The sequence below is a fragment of the Brevundimonas sp. GW821-FHT09G01 genome (genome assembly GCF_059416065.1).
The window spans coordinates 804039-826631 of sequence record NZ_JBWKOL010000001.1 but is presented as its reverse complement, the minus strand read 5'-3'; the positions used below and the strand labels follow the sequence as shown (position 1 = coordinate 826631).

The following is a 22593-nucleotide window of genomic DNA, read 5'->3' as shown; positions in this document are numbered from 1 at the left end:
CCATTGTGCTCAGAGGCCGAGCGGGCCGAACAGCCAGGTCATCCAGATTCCGACCGCGAGGAAGACGCCGAAGGCCAGCCGGTCGTCTCCGGCCAGGGGCTTCTTCATGAGCGCGCGCGCGAGCACGAGGCTGAGCCCTGCCGCCGCTGACCACAGCAGCACGGTCGGCAGGCCGATCCATCCGACCCAGGCGCCGCCCGCCGCCAGCAGGAAAGGATCGCCGCCGCCCAGGCCATCCCGTCCCCTCAGGCGCCGATAGGCGAACGCCAGCAGCCAGAGGGCGGCGAAGCCCGTCGCGGCGCCGATCGCGGCGTTCAGCAGCCCTGTCCCCCCGGGGAGCAGGGCGGCGCCCAGGCCGGCGGCGGCCAGGGGCAGGGTCAGCTCGTCCGGCAACCAGAAATGTTCGGCGTCGACGACGGCGATCAGCAGCAGCATCCATCCCAGAATCGCCGTCAGCAGGGTGGCGGACACCGAGGCCTGCGAGAGCCCGGCCCAGGCGCCGATCGCGGCGGCCGCCAGGGCGAAGGCGGACAGTCTCAGCGGCCAATGCGCGCCGGACCGCGGCCTCGATCCGGGAAGACGGACGCTGATCCAGGCCAGGGCGAGGCCGATCATGGACCCCGCGGCGGCGAAAACGACTGTGACAGTGACGACGTCCACGATCCCTCCGACCGGCTCCGCGACCGTTGCGATAGGCGGCTCGTCCAAGCGCCGCAAGGCCGATGGGGTCGGACCTATTGTGACGGTTACGCCGTATCATGACGGTGTTTCATCAAGCTGCGACGACATCTTCACGCAAGGGCGACCGAACCGTCACGGTTCGGCGGCCCCGCTGTCATATCCGGCTCCTAACCACGGACAGGGCAGGCGGGGGCGATGCTTCGTCAGGATCGGGCGCATGGGCGCGCGGTCTCACCTGCCGTGAGTTCCTCTGGACCAGACACGGTGAAAACGATGACCGGCTTCAAACTGACCACCCTGCTGGCCCTGTCGGCCAGCGCCCTGACCCTCGCCGCCTGCGGTTCGTCTGAAGTGGCTTCGCCCGGCGAAGGCGACTTCGGCGGCGGCACGGGCGGCGGCGGCGGCGTGACGCCCCCGGCTCCGGGAACCCCGGCCGCCGACTGCCCCACCGGCTTCGCCAACGTCGGCGTTGTCGCCGCGGGCACGCTGCGCGCCTGCCAACTGCCGACCACCATCACCGGCAACCTGACCGTGCCGCTGCGCGCCGGCACCATCTATTCGATCTCGGGTCGCACGGAAGTCGGCAACGACCGCGGCGCCGATCCGGCCGCGCCGGTCGCCGGCACCCAGCAAGGCATCCTGACCATCGAAGCCGGCGTGCGCCTGTACGGTTCGGGCGGCTCGGACTACCTGCTGGTCAACCGCGGTTCGCAGATCTTCGCCGAAGGCACCGCGACCAACCCGATCATCTTCACCAGCCGCGCCAACGTCGAAGGCACCACCACCGAGAACTCGCAAGGCCAGTGGGGCGGCGTCGTCATCGCCGGCCGCGCCCCGACGGCGGTCTGCCCGGTCGGCGTCACCGCGCCGAACATCGCCTGCGTCGGTCAGGTCGAAGGCACCAGCGCCAACTACGGCGGCAACAACCCGACCGATAACTCGGGCCGTCTGCGCTACGTCCAGATCCGCTACTCGGGCTTCGAAATCTCGCCGAACAACGAGCTGCAGGCCCTGACCCTGGCCGGCGTCGGTTCCGGCACCGTGATCGACCACGTCCAGGCCTACAACAGCTCGGACGACGGCATCGAAATCTTCGGCGGCACCGTCAACCTGAGCCACATCGTGATCAACGGCGCCGACGACGACGGCCTGGACACCGACACCGGCTGGCGCGGCGGCGCCCAGTTCGGCATCATCACCCAGCGCGCCACGGCCGTGACCAACGGCAGCCGCGGCTTCGAATGGTCGGCCGCCCCGTCGGGCACCGCCTTCTACGCCCAGCCCAAGGTCTCGAACTGGACCATCGTCGGCCGTAACGCCGCCGTGGCCGCCGACGCCCTGCTGACGCTGAACACCGGCACCCAGCCGACGATCATCAACTCGGTGATCACCAACCCGTCGACCTCGGCCGCGGCCTGCCTGGACATCGACGACGCCCAGACGGTCACCAACGCTCCGGTGTTCCGTTCGGTCTTCTTCGCCTGCAACCGTCCGTACGAGAACGACTCGAACGTCAACGCGGTCGCCACTGAAGCGGTGTTCATCAACGCCACGAACGTCGGCAACACCGCGACGGGCGTCTCGTCGATGACGGCTCCGGCCGGCGCCACCCTGACGGCCCAGAGCCTGGCCTTCATCAACGGCGCCAACGAGACCGCCGTGACCCCGGCCAACGCCCCGGCGATCTACAGCTTCTTCACCGCGGTGACCTACGTCGGCGCCGTGCGGAACGCGGCGGACACCTGGTACCAGGGCTGGACCTGCGGCCTGCAGGCGGCCAACGCCGCGGCCCCCAGCCTGACCTGCTGACGACGGATGGACGGGCGGCGGCTTCCCGCCGCCGCCCGGCTACCGAACCCTTCCGTTGATCCCTTCGAGGCGCAGACCATGAAGACCGTGAAAATGTCCTTTGGTGGGCTTCTGCTCGCCACCACCGCCCTGGTCGCGCCGGGCGTCGCCCTGGCCCAGACCGCCCCGACGACCCAGACGCCGGCCGCGCAGGCCGAGCCGCCGGTCGACACGGAGACCGACCTCGGCGAGGTCGTCGTTCTGGGCCGCTATATCCCGCAGCCGAACCGCGAGAGCCCCGAGGTCGCCGCCTTCGTGACCGCCGAAGACCTGCAGCGCACCGGCGACGCCGACGCCGCCCAGGCCCTGTCGCGTGTCACCGGCCTGTCGATCGTCGAGGGTCGCTTCATCTATGTGCGCGGTCTCGGCGAGCGTTATTCGTCGGCCCTGCTGAACGGTTCGCCGCTGCCCAGCCCCGAGCCGCTGCAACGCGTCGTCCCGCTGGACCTGTTCCCGTCGGAAGTGCTGGCGGGCCTGACGGTCCAGAAGACCTATTCGGTGTCCTTCCCCGGCGAGTTCGGCGGCGGCGTCGTCGACCTGCACACCATCGACACGCCGGGCCAGCCGTTCTTCAGCATGCAGGCCTCGATCGGCGGCAACACGGAGACGACGAACAAGGAATCGCTGATCTATTACGGCTCGCGCACCGACTTCACGAGCTTCGACGACGGCACCCGCGATGTCCCGGGCGCGCTCCAGCTCGGCTTCGGCAGCGGCAAGCGCATCTCGGCGGCCAACTTCACCGCTACCGAACTGCGCCACATGGGCCAGTCGCTGGTCAACGCGCCGCTGCGCCTGCTGCAGCGTGAGACCACGCCCGCCAATTTCGGCCTGCGCTTCACCGGCGGCACGAACATGGAAACCGGCATGGGGACGCTGGGCGGCGTCTTCGTGGCCTCGTACGACAACAAGTGGAGCGGCCGTCGCGGCGTGCGCCAGACGGGCCGTATCGACAGCGGCCAGCTGGTCACCGCCAACGACTTCGACTTCCAATCGAACCAGAACGACCTGACCCTGAACTTCCTCGGCGCCCTGAGCCTGACCAGCGACACCAACACGCTGAAGTGGACCAACCTCTACGTCCGCAACGTCACCAAGGAAGCGCGTTCGGAAGCGGGCTTCGATGACGGCTCGGGCGGTCAGCGCCGCACCGACAACACCGAATGGTTCGTGCGTCAGCTGTTCTCGACCCAGCTGGCCGGCGAGCACACCTTCGGCGGCGCCGGCGAGTGGGAGTTCGACTGGCGGGCGGCCTACGCCAAGACCTCGCGTGACGCGCCGTACGAGAGCCGCTTCGGCTACGGCCAGAACGTGGCCGGCGACTGGATCCACGACATCGAGACCAACGCCATCTCGTTCAGCGAACTGGACGACGACATCGTGTCGGGCGGCGCGGACGTCAGCTACACCCTGCCGCTCTCCGACGCCCGCGAAGCCGTCTTCTCCTTCGGCGTCGCCTATTCGGACAACAACCGGGAATCCGAGCAGCGCACCCTGCGCTTCATCGCCCCGAACGGCCTGAGCGCCGATCAGCTGGAGTCGCGCGTCGACTTCCTGTTCGCGGACATCAACATCGGGCCGTACCTCCAGATCGAGGAGATCACCGGGACCAACGGCGCCGCAGCCTTCGACGGCCAGCTGACGGTCAAGGCCGCCTACGCCCAGGTGGCGGCGGAGATCATCCCGCTGGTCAACCTGAACATCGGCGTCCGCGCCGAGCAGGGCGAGCAGACCGTGACCCCGCGCGACCTGTTCGGCGGCACGACCGGCTTCCTGCCGACCCGGATCGAGGAAGAGTACATCCTGCCGGCGGGCACCATCACCTGGAACTTCGCCGAGGACATGCAGCTCCGCTTCGGCGCGTCCAAGACGATCGGCCGCCCCCAGTTCCGCGAACTGGCGCCGCAGCAGTACACGGACGTCGAGAGCGACCGGACCTTCATCGGCAACCCCTACCTGGTCGATACCGAGATCCTGAACATCGACGCGCGCTGGGAATGGTACTTCGCCCGCGATCAGTATGTGACGGCCGGTCTCTTCTACAAGGACCTGGACAAGCCCATCGAGTCGAGCGTCGTCGACCAGGGCTCGTCGATCTCGCAGACCTTCCTCAACGCGCCCAACGCGACCATCCAGGGCGCCGAGGTCGAGGTGAAGAAGTATTTCGAGTTCGGTTCGGAGATGGACTTCATCGCCAACAAGCGGTGGCTGATCCAGGCCAACTACACCTACTCCAAGTCCGAAGTGAACGTCGGGTCGGGCGACACCGTCATCACCCAGAACAGCTTGGGCGTCGCCCAGCCGGCCTCGTTCTACGTGGTCGACGGCAGCCGCCTGCAAGGCCAGTCCGAGCACGTCGCCAACCTGCAACTGGGCTGGGAAGACGACACGGCCCGCTCGCAGGCGACCCTGATCGCCAACTTCGTGTCGGAGCGCACCTCGGCGCGCGGCCGTCCGGGCGAACCGGACCTGATCCAGGAGCCAGGCGTCCAGCTCGACTTCGTCTTCCGCAAGGATTTCGACTACGCGGGCCGCGAATACGGCGTGGCGGTCGAGCTGCGGAACCTGCTGGGCGAGGAATTCCTTGAATACCAGGAGCTCGGAAATCGGGTCGTCATCAACGGCTATGAGCTGGGCACCAGCGGCTCGGTCAGCCTGACCGCCCGCTTCTGATCCAGCGACAGAGGGCCGATTCCATCCGGAGTCGGCCCTTTTCATTTGTATTGTTTCGATGACGCTTCGTCCGTTCGCGGCTTAACCGTCACGGCAAGTTCGCGCCGCCGTCATGGGGCCGTGAAGCCCGAACCCGGACGATTGGTCTAGGAACGCTGCGGGCCGTCGGGGCCCATGACGGGCGTCCTCTCGTGATCGCTGTTCTTCGCAACTGGACCACCTCGGCCCGCGCGTTCGCGCAGGATGTCGCGGCGCGTCCGGTCCGGCTCCGGCCCCTCGTCGAGGGCCTGCTGGTCGCCGTCCTGCTGGTGCAGGCCGGGCGTCTGGTCTGGCTGTTCGTCGAGCCGCCGCCGGTCGCCTCGGCGGAGGCGCCGGCGGCGAACCGCTCCGCCGACACCTCCATCTTCCAGCGTTTCGACGCCTTCTTCCGCACCGGCGGCCAGTCCAGCATGGCGGAAGCCACCGCCGCGGGCAGCAGCCAGATGCGCCTGTTCGGCGTCCGCGCCGACGGCGCCGGCGGCGGCTCGGCCATCATCGGCCTGGCCGACGGCCGCCAGATCTCCGTCGGAGTCGGCGAGGAGGTCGAGCCCGGCCTGACGCTGCAGTCGGTCGGCGCGGACCATGTCGTCCTGTCGCGCAACGGCGCGCTCAGCCGCCTGATCTTCGCCGAGACGCCGGTCGGCGCCGCCGCGCCGCCGCCGCCGCCCGCCACGCCGCAGGTGGTCGCCCCGCCGGCCCCCGCCGCCGCTCCGGCCGCCGCCGAGGCCGCCGTGGTCGACCCGGCCCGGCTGATGGCCCAGGCCTCGCTGCGCCCCCGCATGCGCGGGTTGGGGATCAACGGCTTCACGGTCTCCGCCGCCGGCGACGGCGCCGCGCTGAAGGCCGCCGGCCTGCAGTCGGGCGACGTCATCCTGGCCGTCAACGGGGCCGAACTGAACAGTCTGGACCGTATCGCGGACCTGCGCCGCGACCTCGCCAACAGCCCCACCGCCGAGATCCGCTACGAGCGCGGCGGGCAGGTACGCACCACCACCATAAGGACCGCCCGGTGAACCGCATGAGCCGAAACGCCGTCTGCGCCGTGCTGGCCGGGCTGATGATCGCCCAGGGCCCGCTGGCCGCCGCGCCCGCCATGGCCCAGCCGGGCGCGCAGGCCGGCGCGCGCCAGACCCTGAACGTGCAGGGCGCGGACATCCGCGCCTTTATCCAGGACGTGGCCCGCATGACGGGCCGCACCTTCATCGTCGATCCGGCCGTCAGCGGCACGGTGACCGTGACCAGCGAGCGCGCCCTGTCGCGGACGGAACTGTTCGAGGTCTTCCTGTCGACCCTGCGCGCCAACGGCCTGGTGGTGACCCAGACCGGTTCGGGCGCCTATCGCATCAGCCCGGCCCAGGGCGCGGCGCAGGGACCGGCCACCGTGGGCGCCGAGCGCTTCACGACCGAGGTCTTCCAACTGCGCAACATCGACGCCGCCTCGGCCGCCGAGACCATCCGTCCGCTGGTCGGCGCGCAGGGGCAGGTGCTGGCCAACCCGGGCGCCAACAGCGTCGTCGTGGCCGATTTCGCCGACAATCTGGGCCGCATCCGGGCCCTGATCCGGCGCATCGACGTGGACCGCGCCAGCTTCGAGGTCATCACGCTGGAGAACTCCTCCGCGCGCGAGATCGCGGCCGTGCTGCAGTCGGTCCTGGCGCCTCCGGGCGGCCAGCCGGGGCAGGGGATGGTGTCGGTCACTCCGGTCGACAGCTCCAACTCCCTGGTCCTGCGCGGCGATGCCTCCGCCGTCGCCCGGGTGCGCCCGCTGGTCGAGGATCTGGACCGCCGCGCCCAGTCGGCCGACGACATCAAGGTCATCTTCCTGGAGCACGCCAACGCCGAGCAGCTCCTGCCCGTGCTGCAGCAGATCGTCGGCCAGCCGATCACCGCGGCCCAGGCCAACGCCACCCCCGCCGTCGGCGCCGACGGCGCGCCCGCGGCGACGACGGCCGCGCCGGTAGCGCCCGCCGTTCCGGGCCAGCGCGCCACCATCGCCCGCTTCCCCGGCGCCAACGCCCTGGTCATCTCGGCCTCGGCCGACACCCAGCGCATGCTGGCCGAGGTCGTCCGCCAGCTCGACCAGCGCCGCCAGCAGGTGCTGATCGAGGCTATCGTGGTCGAGCTGAGCGACACCGCGGTGCGCGAACTGGGGGTCCAGTGGCTGCTCGCCGGGCAGGACGGCAATCCGATCGGCCTGACCAACTACAGCGACAGCGCCACGCCCCTGCTGCCCATCGTGGGCGGCGCCGCGGCCAGCCGGCTGGAGCCCACCGACCCGATGCGCGCGCGGCTTCAGAACCTCGCGCTGAACTCCCTGCTGGGCGCCAACGGTTTCGTGGGCGGGGGCGGGGTCTCCATCGGCGACGGCCTGTTCGGCTTCATCATCAATGCGGCCAAGTCGGACGACGGATCCAACCTGCTGCAGACCCCGTCGCTGATGACCCTCGACAATGAGGAGGCCACCATCCTGGTCGGTCAGGAAGTGCCGATCACCACGGGCGAGGCGCTGCTGGACGGCAACTCAAACCCCTTCCGCACGACCCAGCGGCAGGACATCGGGGTCAAGCTGGTGGTCCGGCCCCAGATCAACGCGGGCGGCTCCATCACCCTGCACCTGCGGCAGGAGGTGTCGAGCATCAACGGCGTCCTGACCAGCTCGGCCAGCGACCTGGTGCTGAACAAGCGCGAGCTGGAGACCACCCTGGTGGTCGACGACGGCGACATCGCCGTGGCCGGCGGCCTGCTGGACCAGAACGACCGGATGTCGGTCGACAAGGTGCCGGGGCTGGGCGACATCCCGGGCATCGGCGCCCTGTTCCGCTCGACCAGCCGCCAGCGCGGGCGCACCAATCTGATGATCTTCCTGCGCCCGACCATCATCCGCTCGCCCGCCGACGCCCAGCGCCTGAGCGCCGACCGCTGGGGCTATATGCGCAACCAGCAACTGCTCAACGATCCGACCCGCGAGCCCAGCCTGGACGAGATGCTGCGCGACTACATGCGCACCCAGCCGCCGGTCGCCCCGGGTCCCGAACTGGTCCCCGGCGAGGTGGTGGTCTCGCCCCTGCCGCCCGCGGCTCCGCAGGAGTGACCGGGCGGTGATCACCCTGATCAATCCGACGCTGCCCTACGGCTTCGCCAAGCGGCACGGCGTGATCCTGCTGGACGCCGGCGAGATCGCCGTGATCGGCCTGCGTGAAGGCGCGGACCCCTCGGCCCTGATCGAGACGCGCCGCGTGCTGGGCCGCCCGCTGCGCATCGAGTCGCTGGGCCAGGCCGCCTTCGACCGCCAGCTGTCGGAAGTTTATGCGGGCGATCACCTGAACGCCGCCGACGGCGACGACCTGGACATGCCCGCCGGGCTCGAGGGGCTGATCGACGACATCCCCGCCGCCGCCGACCTTCTGGACACCGCCGACGACGCTCCGGTCATCCGCCTGATCAACGGCGTCATCGCCGAGGCGGTGCGCACCGGCGCTTCGGACATCCACCTGGAGCCGTTCGAGACGGCCCTGATCGTGCGCATGCGCGTGGACGGCGTCCTGCGCGAGGCGCTGACGCTCAGCCCGCGCATCACCCCGCTGCTGGTCTCGCGCATCAAGGTCATGGCCCGGCTCGATATCGCCGAGAAGCGGGTGCCTCAGGACGGACGCATCCCGCTGGCCCTGGGCGGCAAGACCCTGGATGTCCGCGTCTCGACCCTGCCGTCGCGGGCGGGTGAGCGGGTGGTGCTGCGCATCCTCGACAAGGACCAGGCCGGGCTGACGCTGGATCGCCTCGGCATGTCGCCGGACGCCTTCGACGCCTTCCGCGGCGCGCTGAAGGAGCCCAACGGCATCATCCTGGTCACCGGACCCACCGGTTCGGGCAAGACCACCTCGCTGTACGCCGGCCTCAGCCTGCTGAACGATGCGACGCGCAACATCCTGACGGTCGAGGATCCGGTCGAATACGCCATCGACGGCATCGGCCAGACCCAGGTGAACACCAAGGTCGGCATGACCTTTGCCGCCGGCCTGCGCGCTATCCTGCGCCAGGACCCGGACGTGGTCATGGTCGGTGAAATCCGCGACGTGGAGACGGCGGGCATCGCCGTGCAGGCCGCCCTGACCGGCCACCTCGTCCTCTCGACCGTGCACACCAATGACGCCGTAGGCGCTGTCACCCGTCTGCGCGACATGGGCGTCGAGCCCTTCCTGCTGGCCTCGACCCTGCGCCTGATCGTGGCCCAGCGCCTCGTGCGCCGCCTGTGCGGCGAATGCCGCGTGGCCGAGCCCGCCGACAAGGCCACCGCGAAACTGGCGGGAATCAGGAAGGGCGAGACCGTCTGGCGTCCGCACGGCTGCGCCCACTGCCAGAACACCGGCTACGTCGGCCGCGTCGGCCTGTACGAGGTCATCCGCGTCGACGACCGCATCCGCCGCCTGATCGCGGCCGAGACCGGTGAGGACGCCATCGTCGCCGCCGCCTTCGAGACCGGCGGAACGCTGTCGCAGCGCGCGCGTGAGCTGGTGCTGGAAGGCGTCACCTCGGTCGAGGAGGCCGTGCGCGTCACCCGCCAGGAGACCGGCGAGGCGCACGATCCGGCGCCGTCCGAGGCTGCGGCCTGATGGCGGCCTTCGACTATGTGGCGGTGGACGCGGGCGGCCGGACCGTCTCCGGCGCCGTGACGGCGTCCGACGAGACGACGGCCCGCGCCCTGCTGGGCAAGCGCCGCCTGATGCCGCTGGAAGTCCTGCCCGCCCGCACCGGCGCTGCTCGCACGACCACACCCTTGGTCCGGGGCGGTAAACTGGACGCCCGCACCCTGGCCCTGACCACGCGCCAGCTGGCCACGCTGGTCTCCGTCGCCCCGATCGAGGAGGCGCTGCGCACTATCGCGCTGCAGGCCGACCGGCCCGCCGTTCGCCGCGTGCTGGAAGGCGTCCACGCCGGGGTCATGGAGGGCCGCCGCCTGTCCGACGCCATGAGCCTGCAGGGGCAGGCCTTCCCGCCGCTGTACCGCGCCATGGTCTCGGCGGGCGAAGCCTCGGGCGCGCTGCAGCCGATCCTGGAACGCCTCGCCGACGGGCTGGAGCGCGACCAGCAGGTCCAGGGCAAGGTGATCACCGCGCTCGTCTATCCGGCGGTGCTGGCGGTCGTGGCGCTGGGCGTCATCACCGCCCTGATGGCCTTCGTGGTGCCCAAAGTGGTCGACCAGTTCGACAGCATGCACCAGACCCTGCCGCTGCTGACCCGGCTGGTCATCGGCGTGTCGCACCTGATGCGCGACTGGGGCTGGCTGATCATCCTGCTCCTCGTCGTCGGCGCCGCCCTCGGCGCCGCGGCCCTGCGCAATCCCGCCGTGCGCCTGCGCGCCGACACCCTGGTCCTGAAGCTGCCGCTGATCGGCCGCCTGACCCGCGACCTGCACGGCGCGAAGATGGCGCGCACCCTGTCGACCATGATCGCGGCGGGCCTGCCCGTGCTGGAGGGCCTGACCATCACCGCGCGCACGGTCTCGAACCGCCGCCTGCGCCTGGCCACCGAGACCATGGCCGAGGCGGTGCGGGAAGGGGGCGGCCTGTCCGCCGCCATGCGCCGCGCCGACGTCTTCCCGCCGATCCTCGTCTACATGACCGCCTCGGGCGAAAGCAGCGGCCGACTGGAGCCCATGATGGAGCGCGCCGCCGACTATCTGGAGCGCGAGTTCTCCACCTTCACCGCCGTGATGCTGAGCCTGCTCGAGCCGGCCATCATCGTGGTCATGGGCGGGGTCGTGGCCCTGATCGTCCTGTCGATCCTTCTGCCGATCCTGCAGATCAACACCCTCGCGATGGGTTGAAGATGAGTTGTGATATGACTGAATCTGAAAAGAAAACTGCTCAACGTCGCCTTCGCGCTCAAGCCGCGTCGCGCCGCGCGCGACGCGTTAGCGCCCAAAGGAGAGCGGGCTTCACGCTCGTGGAGCTGATGGTGGTCATCGTGATCATCGGCCTGCTGGCGACCGTGGTCGCGATCAACGTCCTGCCCAGCCAGGACAAGGCCATGGTCGGCAAGGCCAGGGCGGACATCGCGACGCTGGAGCAGGCCATCGAGACCTACCGTCTCGACAACCTGGCCTTCCCGGATTCGCTGCAGGCCCTGGCGACCGCGCCCGCCGGCCTGGCCAATCCGGAGCGCTACCGCGAGGGCGGCTACGTCCGTCGCCTGCCCAAGGATCCGTGGGGCAACGACTACCAGTTCCGTCGTCCCAGCCAGCATGGCGGCCAGTTCGACGTCTGGTCGTTCGGCGCCGACGGTCGCGAAGGGGGCGAGGGCAATGACGCCGACCTCGGCAACTGGAGAGTCTGACGCTCTGGGGCGCGCTAACGCTCACGACGCGGGCGTTCGCTTCTTGAGCGCGCGCCGCGATAGGGCGGGAAGGGAGGGCTTCACCCTGGTGGAGCTCTTGATGGTGGTCGCCATCATCGGCTTGGCCGCCGGGGCTGTCGTTCTGTCTGTGCCCAATCCCAAGCCCGCCGTTGCGGCGGAGGCCGAGCGCTTCGCCGCCCGGCTGGTCCGCGCGCGGGAGGAGGCCATCCTCGGCAACCGTCCCGTGGCCGTCGAGGCGACGGCGCGCGGCTACGCCTTCTCGACCTTCGACGGCGCCGAGTGGACGCCGCTGGCCGACGGCCCGTTCGGACCGGAGACCTGGACCGAAGGCTCGACCGTGTCGCCGTCCGACACCCCCGTGCGGGTGGTGTTCGATCCCTCCGGCGTGGCCGATCCGGCGACCCTGACGCTGGCCCGCGACGGGCGCAGCCGCCGCATCGCCGTGGACGGGGCGGGCGAGGTGCGCATCGATGGCTGAGCGCGGCGGCTTCACCCTGATCGAGATGCTGGTGGCGCTGGCGGTGTTCAGCCTGGCCGCCATGGCCCTGCTCAATCTGTCGGGTGAGAGCACCCGCTCGGCCCAGCGGGTCGAGGTGCGGACCCTCGGCGGCATGGTGGCCGAGAATGTCGCCGTCGAGGCCGCCGTTTCGCCGGCGCTCGGCGAAGGGGAGAGCTCCGGCCAGTCCGACCTGGGCGGTCGCCGCTGGGCGTGGAGCCGGGCCGTGACCGCGACCGCCGACCCCGACCTGCTGCGTATCGATGTCCACGTTCGCGACGAGGAAGGCCAGGCCGCCGACCGCACCCTGTTCCGCAGGCGGGCGCCGTGAACCGGTCCGGCTTCACCCTGGTCGAGGTGCTGGTCTCGCTGCTGATCTTCGCCATGCTGGCGGCGGCGGGGGCCGCGGTGCTGGGCGTCACCATCGACAACCGCTTCGCCGTGAAGGCCCAGAGCGACCGGGTCGGCGACCTGCAGCGCATGCGCAGCCTCCTGCGCGCCGACCTGGGGCAGGCCACCGCCCGCCGTGCGCGCGGCCCCAGCGGTCGCCCGGCGCCCCAGGCCATGACCGGGCCCATGAGCCCGGTCGATCCCGTCCTGACCCTGACGCGCTCAGGCTGGAGCAATCCCGGCGAGCAGGCGCGGCCTTCGTTGCAGCGGGTCGAATACCGCCTGGTCGACAACCGTCTCGAACGCCGCGTCGCGGGCCAGCTGGATGGCGCCCTGCCCGGACCGCCCCAGGTGCTGTATCGGGGCGTGCGCGACGTGACCGTGGCCTTCCTCCGAGACGGGGAGGCGGCGCCCGCCTTCACCTCCACCCTCGACCGGCCGCTGCCCGACGCGGTGCGCATCACCATGACGCTGGACGGCTATGGGCCGGTCGAGCAGCTGTTCTTGGTCGGAGGCGGCCGATGAGGCGCCGCGCCGACCGCGAGGGCATGGCCCTGCTGACCGTCCTGCTGCTGGTGGCGGTGATGTCGGTCGTGGCCGTGGCCCTGCTGGACGACGTGCGCTTCTCGGTGCGCCGCGCCACCAACGCCGAGATCGGCGGGCAGGCGCAGTGGCTGGCCTCGGGCGCCGAGCTGCTGGCGCGCAACCGCATCAAGCGGCTGATCCAGATCAATCCGTCCCGCACGCCGCTGCAGCCCGAGTGGAACGGCCGCCGCCTCGACTTCCCGGTCGACAACGGCGCCATCAGCGCCACGGTCACCGACGGACAGGCCTGCTTCAACCTGAACAGCGTGGTGCTGGGCGTGGGCGAGGATCTGGTCGCCCGGCCGCTGGGCGCGACGCAGTTCCGGGCGCTGGGCCGGGCCGTGGGCGTGCCCGACAGCCGCATGCGCGCCATCGCCGACGCCTTGACCGACTGGCTGGACGCCGACAATCAGGCCCTGCCGCTGGGCGCCGAGGACGGGGCCTATGCGGGCCTCGCCAGTCCCTACCGCACCGCCGGGGTCATGCTGGCCGAGGTCAGCGAGCTGCGCGCCGTGAAGGGGGTGGACGCCGACGCCTACCGCCGCCTGCGCCCCTATGTCTGCGCCCTGCCGACCAGCCAGCTCTCGCCGCTCAACGTCAACACCCTGACGCCCGCCCAGGCGCCCCTGATCACCATGCTGACCGCCGGCGTGGTTGGGCCCGAACGCGCCCGCGCCGTGATCGCCCGCCGCCCCCGCGACGGCTGGGGCAGCAGCGAGGCCTTCTGGAGCCAGTCCGAGCTGCAGGGCTTCACGCCTGACGACGAGACCCGGGCCCAGGCCACGGTCCTGACCCGCTTCTTCCGCCTGCGGGTGGACGTCGACTACGCCGGCGTCCGCGCCGTCCGCACCGCCCTGCTGGAGGCCCGTCCCGACGGCGCCGTCCGCACCGTCATCCAGCGCTGGACCCCCGAAGAATGAAGCCCACACGCCTGATCCTGATCCCCGCGCTGGCGGGCGATCCCGCGCCCTACCTGATCATCGGGGCGGGCGGTTACGTCCTTGAGCGCGGTCAGCTGGCCATGGACGCGGTCGAGCGGCCCGAGCCGATGCGCACCGTCGCCGTCGCGCCGGGCGCCGATGTGCTGGTCCGCTGGCTTGACCTGCCGCCGGGCAGCGCGGCCCAGCAGCGGACGGCGGCCCTGTGGGCGCTGAAGGACGATCTGGCCGTCGCGCCGGACCGGCTGTCGGTCGCCCTCGGACCGGTCCCGGCGACGGGCGAGCCGCGGCTGGCCGCCGTGGTCGGCCTGTCCCTGCTGGACGCCTGGACCGACTATCTGGCCGGGCTCGGCGTGCGCGCCGACGTGCTGGTCCCCGATGTCCTGACCCTGACCGAGCCGTCCGACGACAGCCTGACCGCCGTCGCCTTCGGAACCTCGATCGCGCTCCGCGGCCGCCGTTTCGCCGCCTCGGTCCAGCCCGATCTGGTCGATCTGGTCGCGCATGGCCGGTCGGTGGAGCCCGTCGACGATCCCGCCTCGGTCGAGCGGGCGCTGGTGCAGGCCGCGCTCAACCCTCCGATCGACCTGACGCCCGCCCGTGTCCGCGAGAAGGCCGAGAGCCGCCGGGGCTGGAGCCGCGCCGCCGCCCTGGCCGCCGCGGTCGTCGTCTCGCCCCTGGTGCTGATGGTCGCCGGAGCCGGTCGCGACGAGATGGCCGCCGCCCGCGCCGACGATCAGGCCCGCGCCGAGATCGCCCGCGTCGATCCCGAACTGGCCCGCACGCCGGACCCCGTCGCCGCCCTGCGTGGACGGGTCCGCGCCGCGCCGCCGCCCGGCGGCGTCATGGCCGCCACCGCCGCCCTGTTCACCGCCGTCGAGGGCGTGCCGGACGCCGAGCTGGACATGCTGGTGGTCGATCCCGAGGACGGGATGAAGGCCAGCGTCACCCATCCCGACTATGGCGATGTGAAGCTGATCGACAGCGCCATGCGCGCCTCGGGCCTGACCGTCACCGAGACCGGAACCGAGGACGACGCCGGACGCGTGGTCAGCGACATCACGATCGGAGCCGCCCGATGACCGCTCTTCTCGCCCGCGCCCATGGCTGGTGGGACGGCCGCACGGCGCGCGAACGCCGTCTGCTGACGGTCATGGCCGTGCTCGTCGCCGCCGTGCTGGTCTGGCTCCTGGTCGTGCGCCCGGTGCAGGCCTGGCAGGCCGGCGCGGCCGACCGCCGCTTCGAGGCCGAGCAGACCCTGGCCGAGGTCCGCAGCGGCCTTCGCATCGTCGCCCCGGAGACAGCGCCCGCCGTCGTCTCGACCGAGGGCCTTGAGCCGCTGGTGCGACGCACCGCCGAGACCGCGGGCCTGACGGTGGTCACCACCATGGCGCGGGGCGGCGGTCTGGGCATCCAGATGTCGCAGGCGCCGGGCCGAGAGACCTTCGCCTGGCTGGCCGCGCTGGAGGCGGACCACGGGATCAAGGTCTGCAGCCTCGGCGTCATGGAGAACGCCGACGCCACCCTGAACATCGACGGGGCGCTGGGGCAGGGGGGCTGCGCGCCCGCCGGCTGAAGCGGCGCGTCAGCGCGCGATGCGGACGACGGCCCCTTCGGCCGGATCGGACGCGCCGTCCGCCAGGGTGCGCACCACGCCCGCCGCCGCGTCCAGCCCCTGGTGTTCGACGATGCGGATCCATGGCGAGGCCGGGTCGACGACCCGTTCGAAGAAGGCTTTCTGGTCGGCCAGGAAGCGCTCGTAGAAGGCGTGCAGCGTGCCGCGCTCGCGGTGCTGGTCCAGACAGGTGGCGGCGAAGAAGAAGACCGGCTTCGGCCCCCTCAGCTCCGGATCGGCGCCGGTGAAGTTGTCGCTCTGGGTCGAGCCGACCAGGCAGTCGTAGGTCAGGCGCTCGCCGAAGTGGGCGTGCACCCGCCGCCGCAGCGCCGGGTCGCCCGCCAGATCCAGATACAGGGTCGGCGCGTCGGTCGGCAGCGCCTCGACATCATCGTAGCCGTGGACGGCGTCATAGGCGCCCAACCCTTCGACGAAGGCCCGATTGCGCGCGCCGGTCAGGGCGATCACCTCGACATCGTCGTCTTTCAAACACCAGGCCGAGCCGTAGGCCGTCTTGCTCGACGCGCTGGACACCACGATCCGTTTGGCGCCGAAGAAGCCATTGTCGCGCAGGAAATCGACCGCCGTATAGGAGGTGACGAACAGGGGCCGGAACAGGGCCTCGCTGTTCTCCAGCGCGGGATCATAGTGGCGGTCCGCCGCGCACAGGACATAGCGGTTGTAGATGTCCGGCACCGCCTTGCGCCACGGCGAGGCGTCGGCGAAGCCGCCGCGGGTGATCTTCTCGGCCTGCACCACCAGGGCATCGGCCATGGGGAAGTAGCCGAACACCCGCGCCCCGACCTCGACCCCTTCGGCCCGCGACTGCGTCACGTCGGCGAAGCCCCAGACCGGCATCATGCCGTAGTCGTCGCGGCCTGTCGGGAAGACCTTCCAGTAGCCGATGGCGTCGCCATAGGCGGCGTAGGTGATGTTGTTGGTGGTCAGCGAGAACCGGTCCGGCGCCAGCACCGCCTCGCCCTCGGCCAGCGGGCCGTGATCCGGGATCGCCGCCTTCAGCGTGTCGCCGATGTCGGCCTTGCGGGTCATCAGGCGTTGGTTTGCGTCGGACACGGCGTCTCTCCTGTCTGGCTGTTGCGCCAGCCTATCAGGAACGCCGGTTGACGCAGGAGAAGGATCGGGGCGGCCCGTCAGGCGCGCCGCCCCGTCCGTTCGTCAGGCCGACACGCGCCCGAACAGGTCCGCCAGGGCGGTCAGGCGCGCCTTGCCGGCCCCGGTCGCCTTTTCGGCGGCGGCGCGCAGGGGGGCGACCAACCGGCCGGCGGCCCGCTTGTCGACGGATCCTCCGCGCCAGTCCGTGATCGCCGTGCCGGCGCGGTCGGCCAGGTCGGCCTCGATCCCGTTTCCGCGCGTCAGCTGGTCCAGATAGGACTGGGCCACGTCGGGGGTGTCGCTCCAGGTGATGCGGGTCTGCAGCTGCGGATTGATCTCCGCGGCCGTGATGGCCTCGGCCGCCGCGATCTCGGCCGCCGACAGCGTGTCGCTCGGAACCAGACGCAGCACGTCCAGGCCGCGCGCGATCTCGCTGGAGTAGATGCGGCCGTTCAGCCAGTAGGCCGACCACGAACCGCCGACGTACAGACGCTCGGCGCTGATCGGGCCCCGGTCGAAGTGGGCGATCTCGACGGGCTTGGTCGGGTCGGTGAAGTCCATGATCGAGACGCCGCCCTGGTACCAGGCCTGCACCATCAGGTCGCGGCCCGGAACCGGGATGATGTTGCCGTTGTGGGCCACGCAGTTCTCGGTCGCGCCCTGCGCCGAGGGCAGCTTGTGGAAGCTCTTGCCGGTCAGGGTGCGGTTCTCGATCGTGGCGATCATGTTGGCGCCCCAGGTCGCCGGATCCTCGGCCCGGCAGCGTGCGCCGATCCCGCCGCCCCACTCGTCGGTGAAGACTACCTTGTCGCCGGCGTTGTTGAAGGTCGCCGAGTGCCAGTAGGCCATGTCCGGATCGAAGATGTCCGACACCCGCGTCGGGTGCTCCGGATCGGCGATGTCCAGCAGGATGCCGTTGCCGCTGCAGGCGCCGCCCGCCAGGCCGATCTCCGGATAGACGGTGATGTCGTGGCACTGGTTGGTCTGGGCGGTGTTCTGGCTGGCGACGCCGGCCCGGCCGCCGCGCCACAGGCCCGCCACGCGGCCCGTCGTTCCATCGGCGAAGATGCGCGGCCGGTTGACCACGGCGGCGTCCTGCGGATGGCTCAGATCGACCTTGATCACATCGATCGAGAACAGGGCCGTTTCGGGGTTCGCGTCAGGCTCTCCGTCGGTGCACATCGCCAGTTCGCCGGTCTTGCGAACGCTCGAGGTGCCTTGGCCATAGACGTACAGCACATTGGCGTCGGTCGGATGCGGCACCAGCGTATGGGTGTGCGAACCGCGGCAGGTCTGGACGGCGGCGATCTGGCGCGGCGCGTTCAGGTCGCTGATGTCGAAGATGCGCACGCCGCGGAAACGCTCGGGGCTGATTTCGTCCGTCGTGGTCGCGGGACCGCAGTCCAGGCGGCCGCGGCCTTCCTCGACCGACATGAACAGCAGGTTGCCGTGCACCGAGACGTCGCCCTGGCCGCCCGGGCAGACAACCGACATCACCAGCCGCGGCTCCGCGCCGGGGGTGGAGATGTCATAGGCGTTGAAGCCGTTGAAGTTGCCGACGAACAGCTTGCCGTTCGAGACGGCCAGGTCCGTGTTGGCCATGCCCAGCACGCTGAAGTTGGGATTGGCGTGGGCCCGGGCCATCAGGGCCTCGCCCTCGGCCCGGCTGGTCGGCGGCGAGAAGCCGATGTCCGGATCGACGAACCCCGGCGGCTTGCCGATCGTGTGCTCCAGAACCATTCCGGACGCTGACTGGCCGGCGTCGTTCAGGCCCGGCGTCAGCGCGCTGCGGACATCGGCGGTGATGGTCTGGGTCTGGCCGGGGCCTGAGGCCTGCTGCGCCGACGCGGCGGTCGCGCCCAGCAGGACGGCCAGGGCGGCGGCGGAGGTAAGCAAGGTGCTGCGAACGTTCATGGCCGGTCTTTCCAAGAGGGAAGGGATTGGGTTTCGAGGTTCAGAGATCGGAGAGCAGGGACTGCATGCGCAGGATTTCGGTCGACTGGTCCGCGACGACCGAGGTGGTGAAGTCCGACAGCATCGTGTCCTGGGCGGCGTTCGGGTGTTCGAGCAGCTCGGCGACCATGTCCAGCGCGCCCTGGTGGTGCTGGATCATGCCGGTCAGGAACAGACGGTCGAAATCGGCGCCCTGCGCCGCCGCGAGCCGCTGCATCTGTGCGGGCGAAAGCATGCCGGTCATCAGCGGCGTCTCGGACGCGGGCATGGCGTGACCCATGTGGGCGGAGTGATCCATGCCGCCGTGTCCGGCGTGCATGTCCGGCATGTCGGTCGATTGTCCCCGCTCGGTCAGCCAGTCGCGCATCAGGGCCATCTCGGCCTCCTGCGACAGGGCGATGCGGCGGCCCAGCAGCTTCACGCGCGGGTTCGCGCCGCGCGTCTCCAGCAGGCCGACCATTTCCACCGCCTGGGCGTGGTGGACGATCATGTGCTGCATGAAGCCGACGTCGTCTTCGGTGAAGCTCGTGCGGGCCAGCTCCAGCGCCTCGCCGGCGGTGATCACCCGGGACGGCGCGCCCGGTGCGCCGGGCTGGAAGATGGGCACGGTCTGCGGCGCGCAGGACAGGGCGACGGCGATCAGTCCGGCAACAAGCAACACGCCTACGTCTCCCCCGGTCGCCCCTCCGACCGAAGGCCAGACTAGGGTCCGGGATCGAACCGACGCAAGCGGCAAAGGCCGGTCTTCCGTGACAAAGCATCCATCATCGGATGATCCGGCGCCGGATCGAGTGACGGGGCAGGTTCCAGTCAGAGGCGGAAGAGGCCGCCGCTGCGGCCTTTCGTCCGGGCGCTGGGACGCCGGTGCGCCATTCTGGGACGGGTGGGCGTGGCGCGGTCCCGGCCATTCGAACTAACAGTCATTTTTGGGGATGCTCCAGGTTGAGCGCTCCATTAACTCCAGGGTCGGCCGCGTCTCGGCGCCCATGGAGGCGTATCGCGAGGAGGGGGCGCAAGCCCGAGGGGACAATGATTGCCGAATGCGTTTGCCCCCCGGTCGCCGACGACCCGGAGACGATCAACGAACAGACCGCGCCGGAGCGTTATCTGTCCGCGTGGGCGGAAAGCCATTCCGCGCCCCTGGCCCTCGTCTCGCTCGACCAGAAGCTGATCTGGGCGAACAGTCTCGCCGCGGCGGTCTTCGCGGCCGGCGAGCCCTTTGTCGTCCGGGACGGCGTCCTGACCGCCGCCGACAAGGTGCAGGCCGCGGCCCTGCGCGGCTTCTTCGAAAGGCTGGGCGAAACCAGCGAGGCCTGGATCATCAAGTCCGGGTCCGGGGCGCCGACGATCGTGCGCGCCCATGTCCTTCGCGCCGAGGACGGCGCCCGGGCCATCGCGATCAACCTGTTCTCGACCGAGCCGGCCCAGCGCTATGTCTGGACCAATTTCGGCGAGGCCTTCCGGCTCACCCGCGCCGAGGTCGAGGTCGCCAAACGCATCCTCGAGGGGTCGGCGGCCGATGAGGCGGCCGAGGGGCTGGGGGTCTCCGTCGAGACGGTACGGACCCATATCCGCAGCCTGTACGGCAAGCTGTCGATCAACAGCCGCGAACGCCTCTTCGCCCTGATCTCGCCCTTCCGCATCGGCTGACGGATCGTGGGGCGCGGGTCCCGGGTCTTCCGTCAGAAGAATTCGGTCAGGGCGGCCCGCTGAGCGTCATGCAGGTTGTTCCTGAAGGCGCCCAGGAGGCGGTCTTCGGCCGCGCCGGGAAAGAGGTGTTCCGCCGTGAGGCTCCCAGGCTCGGTCATGTCGAAATCCAGCTGGATGGCGGCCACCAGGAAATCGCCGGCCAGGTTCATCGCATAGGGGCTTGTGGGCATCACGACGCAGGCCTGGCGCTTCGGCCGCTGGGGGTCCAGCTCTTCCAGCATCTTGTCGCGTTCATAGGCGAGCGTTTCGTCCCGATCCTGCCGAAGGACGTAGATTATCGCGCGCCGCTCGTTGGTGCCTGCGAAGTCGTATCGCGCGCGCTCGCCAGACCGCGCGAATTTCTGTGTGGCGAAGAACAGCGCAACCTGTGGGTCGCTCGTCAGATCCAGCACCGGGGAATAGAGACCGTAGTGCTGAAGCAGCGTCAGAAAGGCCGGGCTGCCTCCCATGCGGAACGCGTTAAGAAACGCGTCGCGATGCGTGTGGAAGTCCCGCACCAGCTTGTAGTCTGGATCAGGGGGCAGTTCGTCCGTCGCAAAGCTTCCCGGGAACAGGTCCAGTCGCTTCTCATGTTCGTGGACCTCCCGAAGGTCGAACAGGTCGTAGATGATGAGCGACCATTCCATCATCGACAGATCGCGAAAGTGATGGAGTGCGCCGGGGCGTTCCTGCAGGACACGCCGCCACACCGAGGGCAGTAGCGAAATCTCGCCCAGGGTCTCGTGCACGAAGCTCGGATTGGGGACATAGCGCGCCAGAGCATAGTGGCTTGTTTGACCTCGAAAGATCAGGGGATGCCGGTTGGCGGTCCTGAGGTCCTCGATGATCCTCTCAAGGTCCGCCCGGCTTTCGGCGCGCAAGAGCGGCAGCCTGTTCGGTGCGGAGCCGAACCAGCGGCGGAAGTCCTTCAAGGGAAGCCGGGACTTCATGTCGTATGAGGAGATCGCGCCGCCGTAGAAGCGATCAATGACGAGATCGTCCAGCAAGACCGTGTAGCCGGAGGCCACGAGCGCCTGACTCTCGGACTCGCTGAATCCGGACTCGCTGAACTTCACATGGCTGCGGGCGGCGCTGGCGAACGCGACATCGTCATCGTCGAAGACGAAATCGGGATCGAAATAGGATCTATAGTTGCAGGCCAAGACGTCAGTCCTCGTCACCGGCGGGGGCCTCGGCCGTGGCGGACAGGGTGGGATTCGAACCCACGGTAGGCTCACACCTACGGCGGTTTTCAAGACCGCTGCCTTAAACCACTCGGCCACCTGTCCGTGTCCCGCGAGCGGAGACGCCGCATACCCTCAAATCTCCCGTTAACCAAAGCGGAAATGTCTGCGGGGCATGAAGGCCGTCTCAAGGATCGGGGCGATGACGGCAAGATTTCTCAAGGGCGCATGTATCGTCGCGCTGCTGCCGCTGATGGCGGCCTGCGCCACGGCGGCGCGGCCCGGCGGCGGGCGCATTCCCGTGGTCGCCGATCCGGCGCCGATCGTGTCCGGGACCATGCGGCCCTATCAGGTCCGCGGCCGCTGGTACCGCCCGGCCGAACAGCCGAACTATGACGAGACCGGCATGGCCTCCTGGTACGGCGACCAGTTCAACGGCCGTCCGACCGCGACCGGCGAGCGCTTCGACATGTACGCCCTGAGCGCCGCCCACAAGACCCTGCCGCTGCCCGGCCTGGTCGAGGTCACCAACCTGGCCAATGGGCGCAGCGTCGTGGTGCGGGTCAACGACCGGGGGCCCTTCGTCGACGGCCGCATCATCGACCTGTCGCGCGGCGCCGCCGACGCCCTGGGCATGCTGCAGCGGGGCGTGGGCGAGGTGCGGGTGCGCTACCTGGGCCCCGCGCCGCGCCTCGGCTCGGCCCAGCCGATGCAGTACGCCGCCGCGGTCGCCCCGGCCCCCGCGCCGCCGCGGCCCCAGCCCGCCGCCGAGACCGGCCGCTACTGGATCCAGGCCGGGTCCTTCGCGGACCGCCGCGCCGCCCGCCGGGCCGCCGACCGTCTGGGCGACCGCGCCACCGTCGATGTGGCGGGGCAGGGCGATTCGGCTCTGTACCGCGTCCTCGTCGGCCCCTGGCCCGATCCGAACGCCGCCGAGCACGCCCGTCAGGCCGTGGTCGCGCGCGGCTACGCCGACGCCCTGTTGATATCGGCCCAGTAAAGCTTGCGCCCGAAGCCGGCGCCGCCATTGTGCGC

The 22593-nt window shown here is 70.3% G+C and carries 20 protein-coding genes and 1 tRNA gene; 15 read left to right on the top strand and 6 right to left on the bottom strand.

Annotated elements, in window-relative coordinates; all coding sequences use genetic code 11:
• Positions 1-9: 9 nt before the first annotated feature.
• Positions 10-660, bottom strand: coding sequence for a prepilin peptidase (locus tag AC07NB_RS04105; RefSeq protein ID WP_494572131.1), 651 nt, complete (start codon positions 658-660; stop codon positions 10-12).
• Positions 661-954: 294 nt separating this feature from the next.
• Between AC07NB_RS04105 and AC07NB_RS04100 the strand changes: the two genes are divergently transcribed.
• The 13 genes from AC07NB_RS04100 (at position 955) to AC07NB_RS04040 (ending at position 15580) form a co-directional block, all read left to right on the top strand.
• Entirely contained in the window at positions 955-2490 is a 1536-nt protein-coding gene (locus tag AC07NB_RS04100; protein WP_494572130.1) for a beta-helix domain-containing protein, read from the top strand.
• Between the two features lie 78 nt (positions 2491-2568).
• Positions 2569-5202, top strand: a complete 2634-nt coding sequence (locus AC07NB_RS04095; RefSeq protein ID WP_494572129.1) for a TonB-dependent receptor domain-containing protein — start codon at positions 2569-2571, stop codon at positions 5200-5202.
• 191 nt (positions 5203-5393) lie between these two features.
• Positions 5394-6254 carry a type II secretion system protein N gene (locus tag AC07NB_RS04090; protein ID WP_494572558.1) on the top strand — a complete coding sequence of 287 codons (861 nt, stop codon included), beginning with the start codon at positions 5394-5396 and terminating at the stop codon, positions 6252-6254.
• Between the two features lie 5 nt (positions 6255-6259).
• Positions 6260-8332: a type II secretion system secretin GspD gene (gspD, locus tag AC07NB_RS04085; RefSeq protein ID WP_494570992.1), complete on the top strand. Its 2073-nt coding sequence runs from the start codon at positions 6260-6262 to the stop codon at positions 8330-8332.
• 7 nt (positions 8333-8339) lie between these two features.
• The gene (gene gspE, locus AC07NB_RS04080) at positions 8340-9851 is read left to right on the top strand and encodes a type II secretion system ATPase GspE (protein WP_494570991.1); all 1512 of its coding nucleotides are present in this window, start codon (positions 8340-8342) and stop codon (positions 9849-9851) included.
• A complete protein-coding gene (gene gspF / locus AC07NB_RS04075) occupies positions 9851-11065 on the top strand; it encodes a type II secretion system inner membrane protein GspF (protein ID WP_494570990.1) in 1215 nt (404 codons plus the stop codon). Before gspE ends, gspF begins: the two co-directional genes overlap by 1 nt.
• A gap of 14 nt (positions 11066-11079) precedes the next feature.
• Positions 11080-11574: a type II secretion system major pseudopilin GspG gene (gene gspG / locus AC07NB_RS04070; protein WP_494570989.1), complete on the top strand. Its 495-nt coding sequence runs from the start codon at positions 11080-11082 to the stop codon at positions 11572-11574.
• Positions 11575-11617: 43 nt separating this feature from the next.
• Entirely contained in the window at positions 11618-12073 is a 456-nt protein-coding gene (locus tag AC07NB_RS04065) for a GspH/FimT family pseudopilin (protein WP_494570988.1), read from the top strand.
• Positions 12066-12422: a type II secretion system minor pseudopilin GspI gene (gene gspI / locus AC07NB_RS04060; protein WP_494570987.1), complete on the top strand. Its 357-nt coding sequence runs from the start codon at positions 12066-12068 to the stop codon at positions 12420-12422. The genes AC07NB_RS04065 and gspI overlap by 8 nt, the downstream gene beginning before the upstream one ends.
• Complete coding sequence (gene gspJ / locus AC07NB_RS04055) at positions 12419-13006, top strand: type II secretion system minor pseudopilin GspJ (protein WP_494570986.1); 588 nt, start codon at positions 12419-12421, stop codon at positions 13004-13006. The genes gspI and gspJ overlap by 4 nt, the downstream gene beginning before the upstream one ends.
• A complete protein-coding gene (gene gspK / locus AC07NB_RS04050; RefSeq protein ID WP_291833807.1) occupies positions 13003-13986 on the top strand; it encodes a type II secretion system minor pseudopilin GspK in 984 nt (327 codons plus the stop codon). Before gspJ ends, gspK begins: the two co-directional genes overlap by 4 nt.
• Positions 13983-15086, top strand: coding sequence for a type II secretion system protein GspL (gene gspL / locus AC07NB_RS04045; RefSeq protein ID WP_494570985.1), 1104 nt, complete (start codon positions 13983-13985; stop codon positions 15084-15086). Before gspK ends, gspL begins: the two co-directional genes overlap by 4 nt.
• Positions 15083-15580, top strand: coding sequence for a type II secretion system protein M (locus AC07NB_RS04040; protein WP_291833801.1), 498 nt, complete (start codon positions 15083-15085; stop codon positions 15578-15580). Before gspL ends, AC07NB_RS04040 begins: the two co-directional genes overlap by 4 nt.
• A 9-nt stretch (positions 15581-15589) precedes the next feature.
• Here AC07NB_RS04040 and AC07NB_RS04035 read toward each other — a convergent pair whose 3' ends face one another.
• From AC07NB_RS04035 to AC07NB_RS04025, 3 genes are all read right to left on the bottom strand, one after another.
• Positions 15590-16693 (bottom strand): DUF2855 family protein, encoded by a 1104-nt coding sequence (locus AC07NB_RS04035; protein ID WP_494570984.1) that lies wholly within the window; start codon positions 16691-16693, stop codon positions 15590-15592.
• 102 nt (positions 16694-16795) lie between these two features.
• Positions 16796-18646 (bottom strand): LVIVD repeat-containing protein, encoded by a 1851-nt coding sequence (locus AC07NB_RS04030; RefSeq protein ID WP_494570983.1) that lies wholly within the window; start codon positions 18644-18646, stop codon positions 16796-16798.
• A gap of 40 nt (positions 18647-18686) precedes the next feature.
• On the bottom strand, positions 18687-19346 hold the full coding sequence (locus tag AC07NB_RS04025; protein WP_291833791.1) for a DUF305 domain-containing protein: 660 nt from the start codon (positions 19344-19346) through the stop codon (positions 18687-18689).
• A gap of 368 nt (positions 19347-19714) precedes the next feature.
• On the opposite strand from AC07NB_RS04025, the gene AC07NB_RS04020 reads away from it, so the two are divergent.
• Complete coding sequence (locus tag AC07NB_RS04020; RefSeq protein WP_291833789.1) at positions 19715-20335, top strand: helix-turn-helix transcriptional regulator; 621 nt, start codon at positions 19715-19717, stop codon at positions 20333-20335.
• A gap of 32 nt (positions 20336-20367) precedes the next feature.
• Here AC07NB_RS04020 and AC07NB_RS04015 read toward each other — a convergent pair whose 3' ends face one another.
• The gene (locus AC07NB_RS04015; protein WP_494570982.1) at positions 20368-21537 is read right to left on the bottom strand and encodes an FRG domain-containing protein; all 1170 of its coding nucleotides are present in this window, start codon (positions 21535-21537) and stop codon (positions 20368-20370) included.
• A gap of 36 nt (positions 21538-21573) precedes the next feature.
• Positions 21574-21663: transfer RNA gene (locus AC07NB_RS04010), tRNA-Ser, on the bottom strand.
• A 97-nt stretch (positions 21664-21760) separates the two neighbouring features.
• Between AC07NB_RS04010 and AC07NB_RS04005 the strand changes: the two genes are divergently transcribed.
• Positions 21761-22558, top strand: a complete 798-nt coding sequence (locus AC07NB_RS04005) for a septal ring lytic transglycosylase RlpA family protein (RefSeq protein WP_291836033.1) — start codon at positions 21761-21763, stop codon at positions 22556-22558.
• Positions 22559-22593 lie beyond the last annotated feature (35 nt).

What these genes read in the sequence shown, in the direction of transcription:
- gspL (WP_494570985.1), top strand. Translation starts at nt 13,983, where the DNA reads ATGAAGCCCACACGCCTGATCCTGATCCCCGCGCTGGCGGGCGATCCC.
- AC07NB_RS04100 (WP_494572130.1), top strand. Translation starts at nt 955, where the DNA reads ATGACCGGCTTCAAACTGACCACCCTGCTGGCCCTGTCGGCCAGCGCC.
- AC07NB_RS04095 (WP_494572129.1), top strand. Translation starts at nt 2,569, where the DNA reads ATGAAGACCGTGAAAATGTCCTTTGGTGGGCTTCTGCTCGCCACCACC.
- AC07NB_RS04020 (WP_291833789.1), top strand. Translation starts at nt 19,715, where the DNA reads ATGATTGCCGAATGCGTTTGCCCCCCGGTCGCCGACGACCCGGAGACG.
- gspF (WP_494570990.1), top strand. Translation starts at nt 9,851, where the DNA reads ATGGCGGCCTTCGACTATGTGGCGGTGGACGCGGGCGGCCGGACCGTC.
- gspD (WP_494570992.1), top strand. Translation starts at nt 6,260, where the DNA reads ATGAGCCGAAACGCCGTCTGCGCCGTGCTGGCCGGGCTGATGATCGCC.
- gspK (WP_291833807.1), top strand. Translation starts at nt 13,003, where the DNA reads ATGAGGCGCCGCGCCGACCGCGAGGGCATGGCCCTGCTGACCGTCCTG.
- AC07NB_RS04030 (WP_494570983.1), bottom strand. Translation starts at nt 18,646, where the DNA reads ATGAACGTTCGCAGCACCTTGCTTACCTCCGCCGCCGCCCTGGCCGTC.
- gspI (WP_494570987.1), top strand. Translation starts at nt 12,066, where the DNA reads ATGGCTGAGCGCGGCGGCTTCACCCTGATCGAGATGCTGGTGGCGCTG.
- AC07NB_RS04040 (WP_291833801.1), top strand. Translation starts at nt 15,083, where the DNA reads ATGACCGCTCTTCTCGCCCGCGCCCATGGCTGGTGGGACGGCCGCACG.
- AC07NB_RS04005 (WP_291836033.1), top strand. Translation starts at nt 21,761, where the DNA reads ATGACGGCAAGATTTCTCAAGGGCGCATGTATCGTCGCGCTGCTGCCG.
- gspG (WP_494570989.1), top strand. Translation starts at nt 11,080, where the DNA reads ATGACTGAATCTGAAAAGAAAACTGCTCAACGTCGCCTTCGCGCTCAA.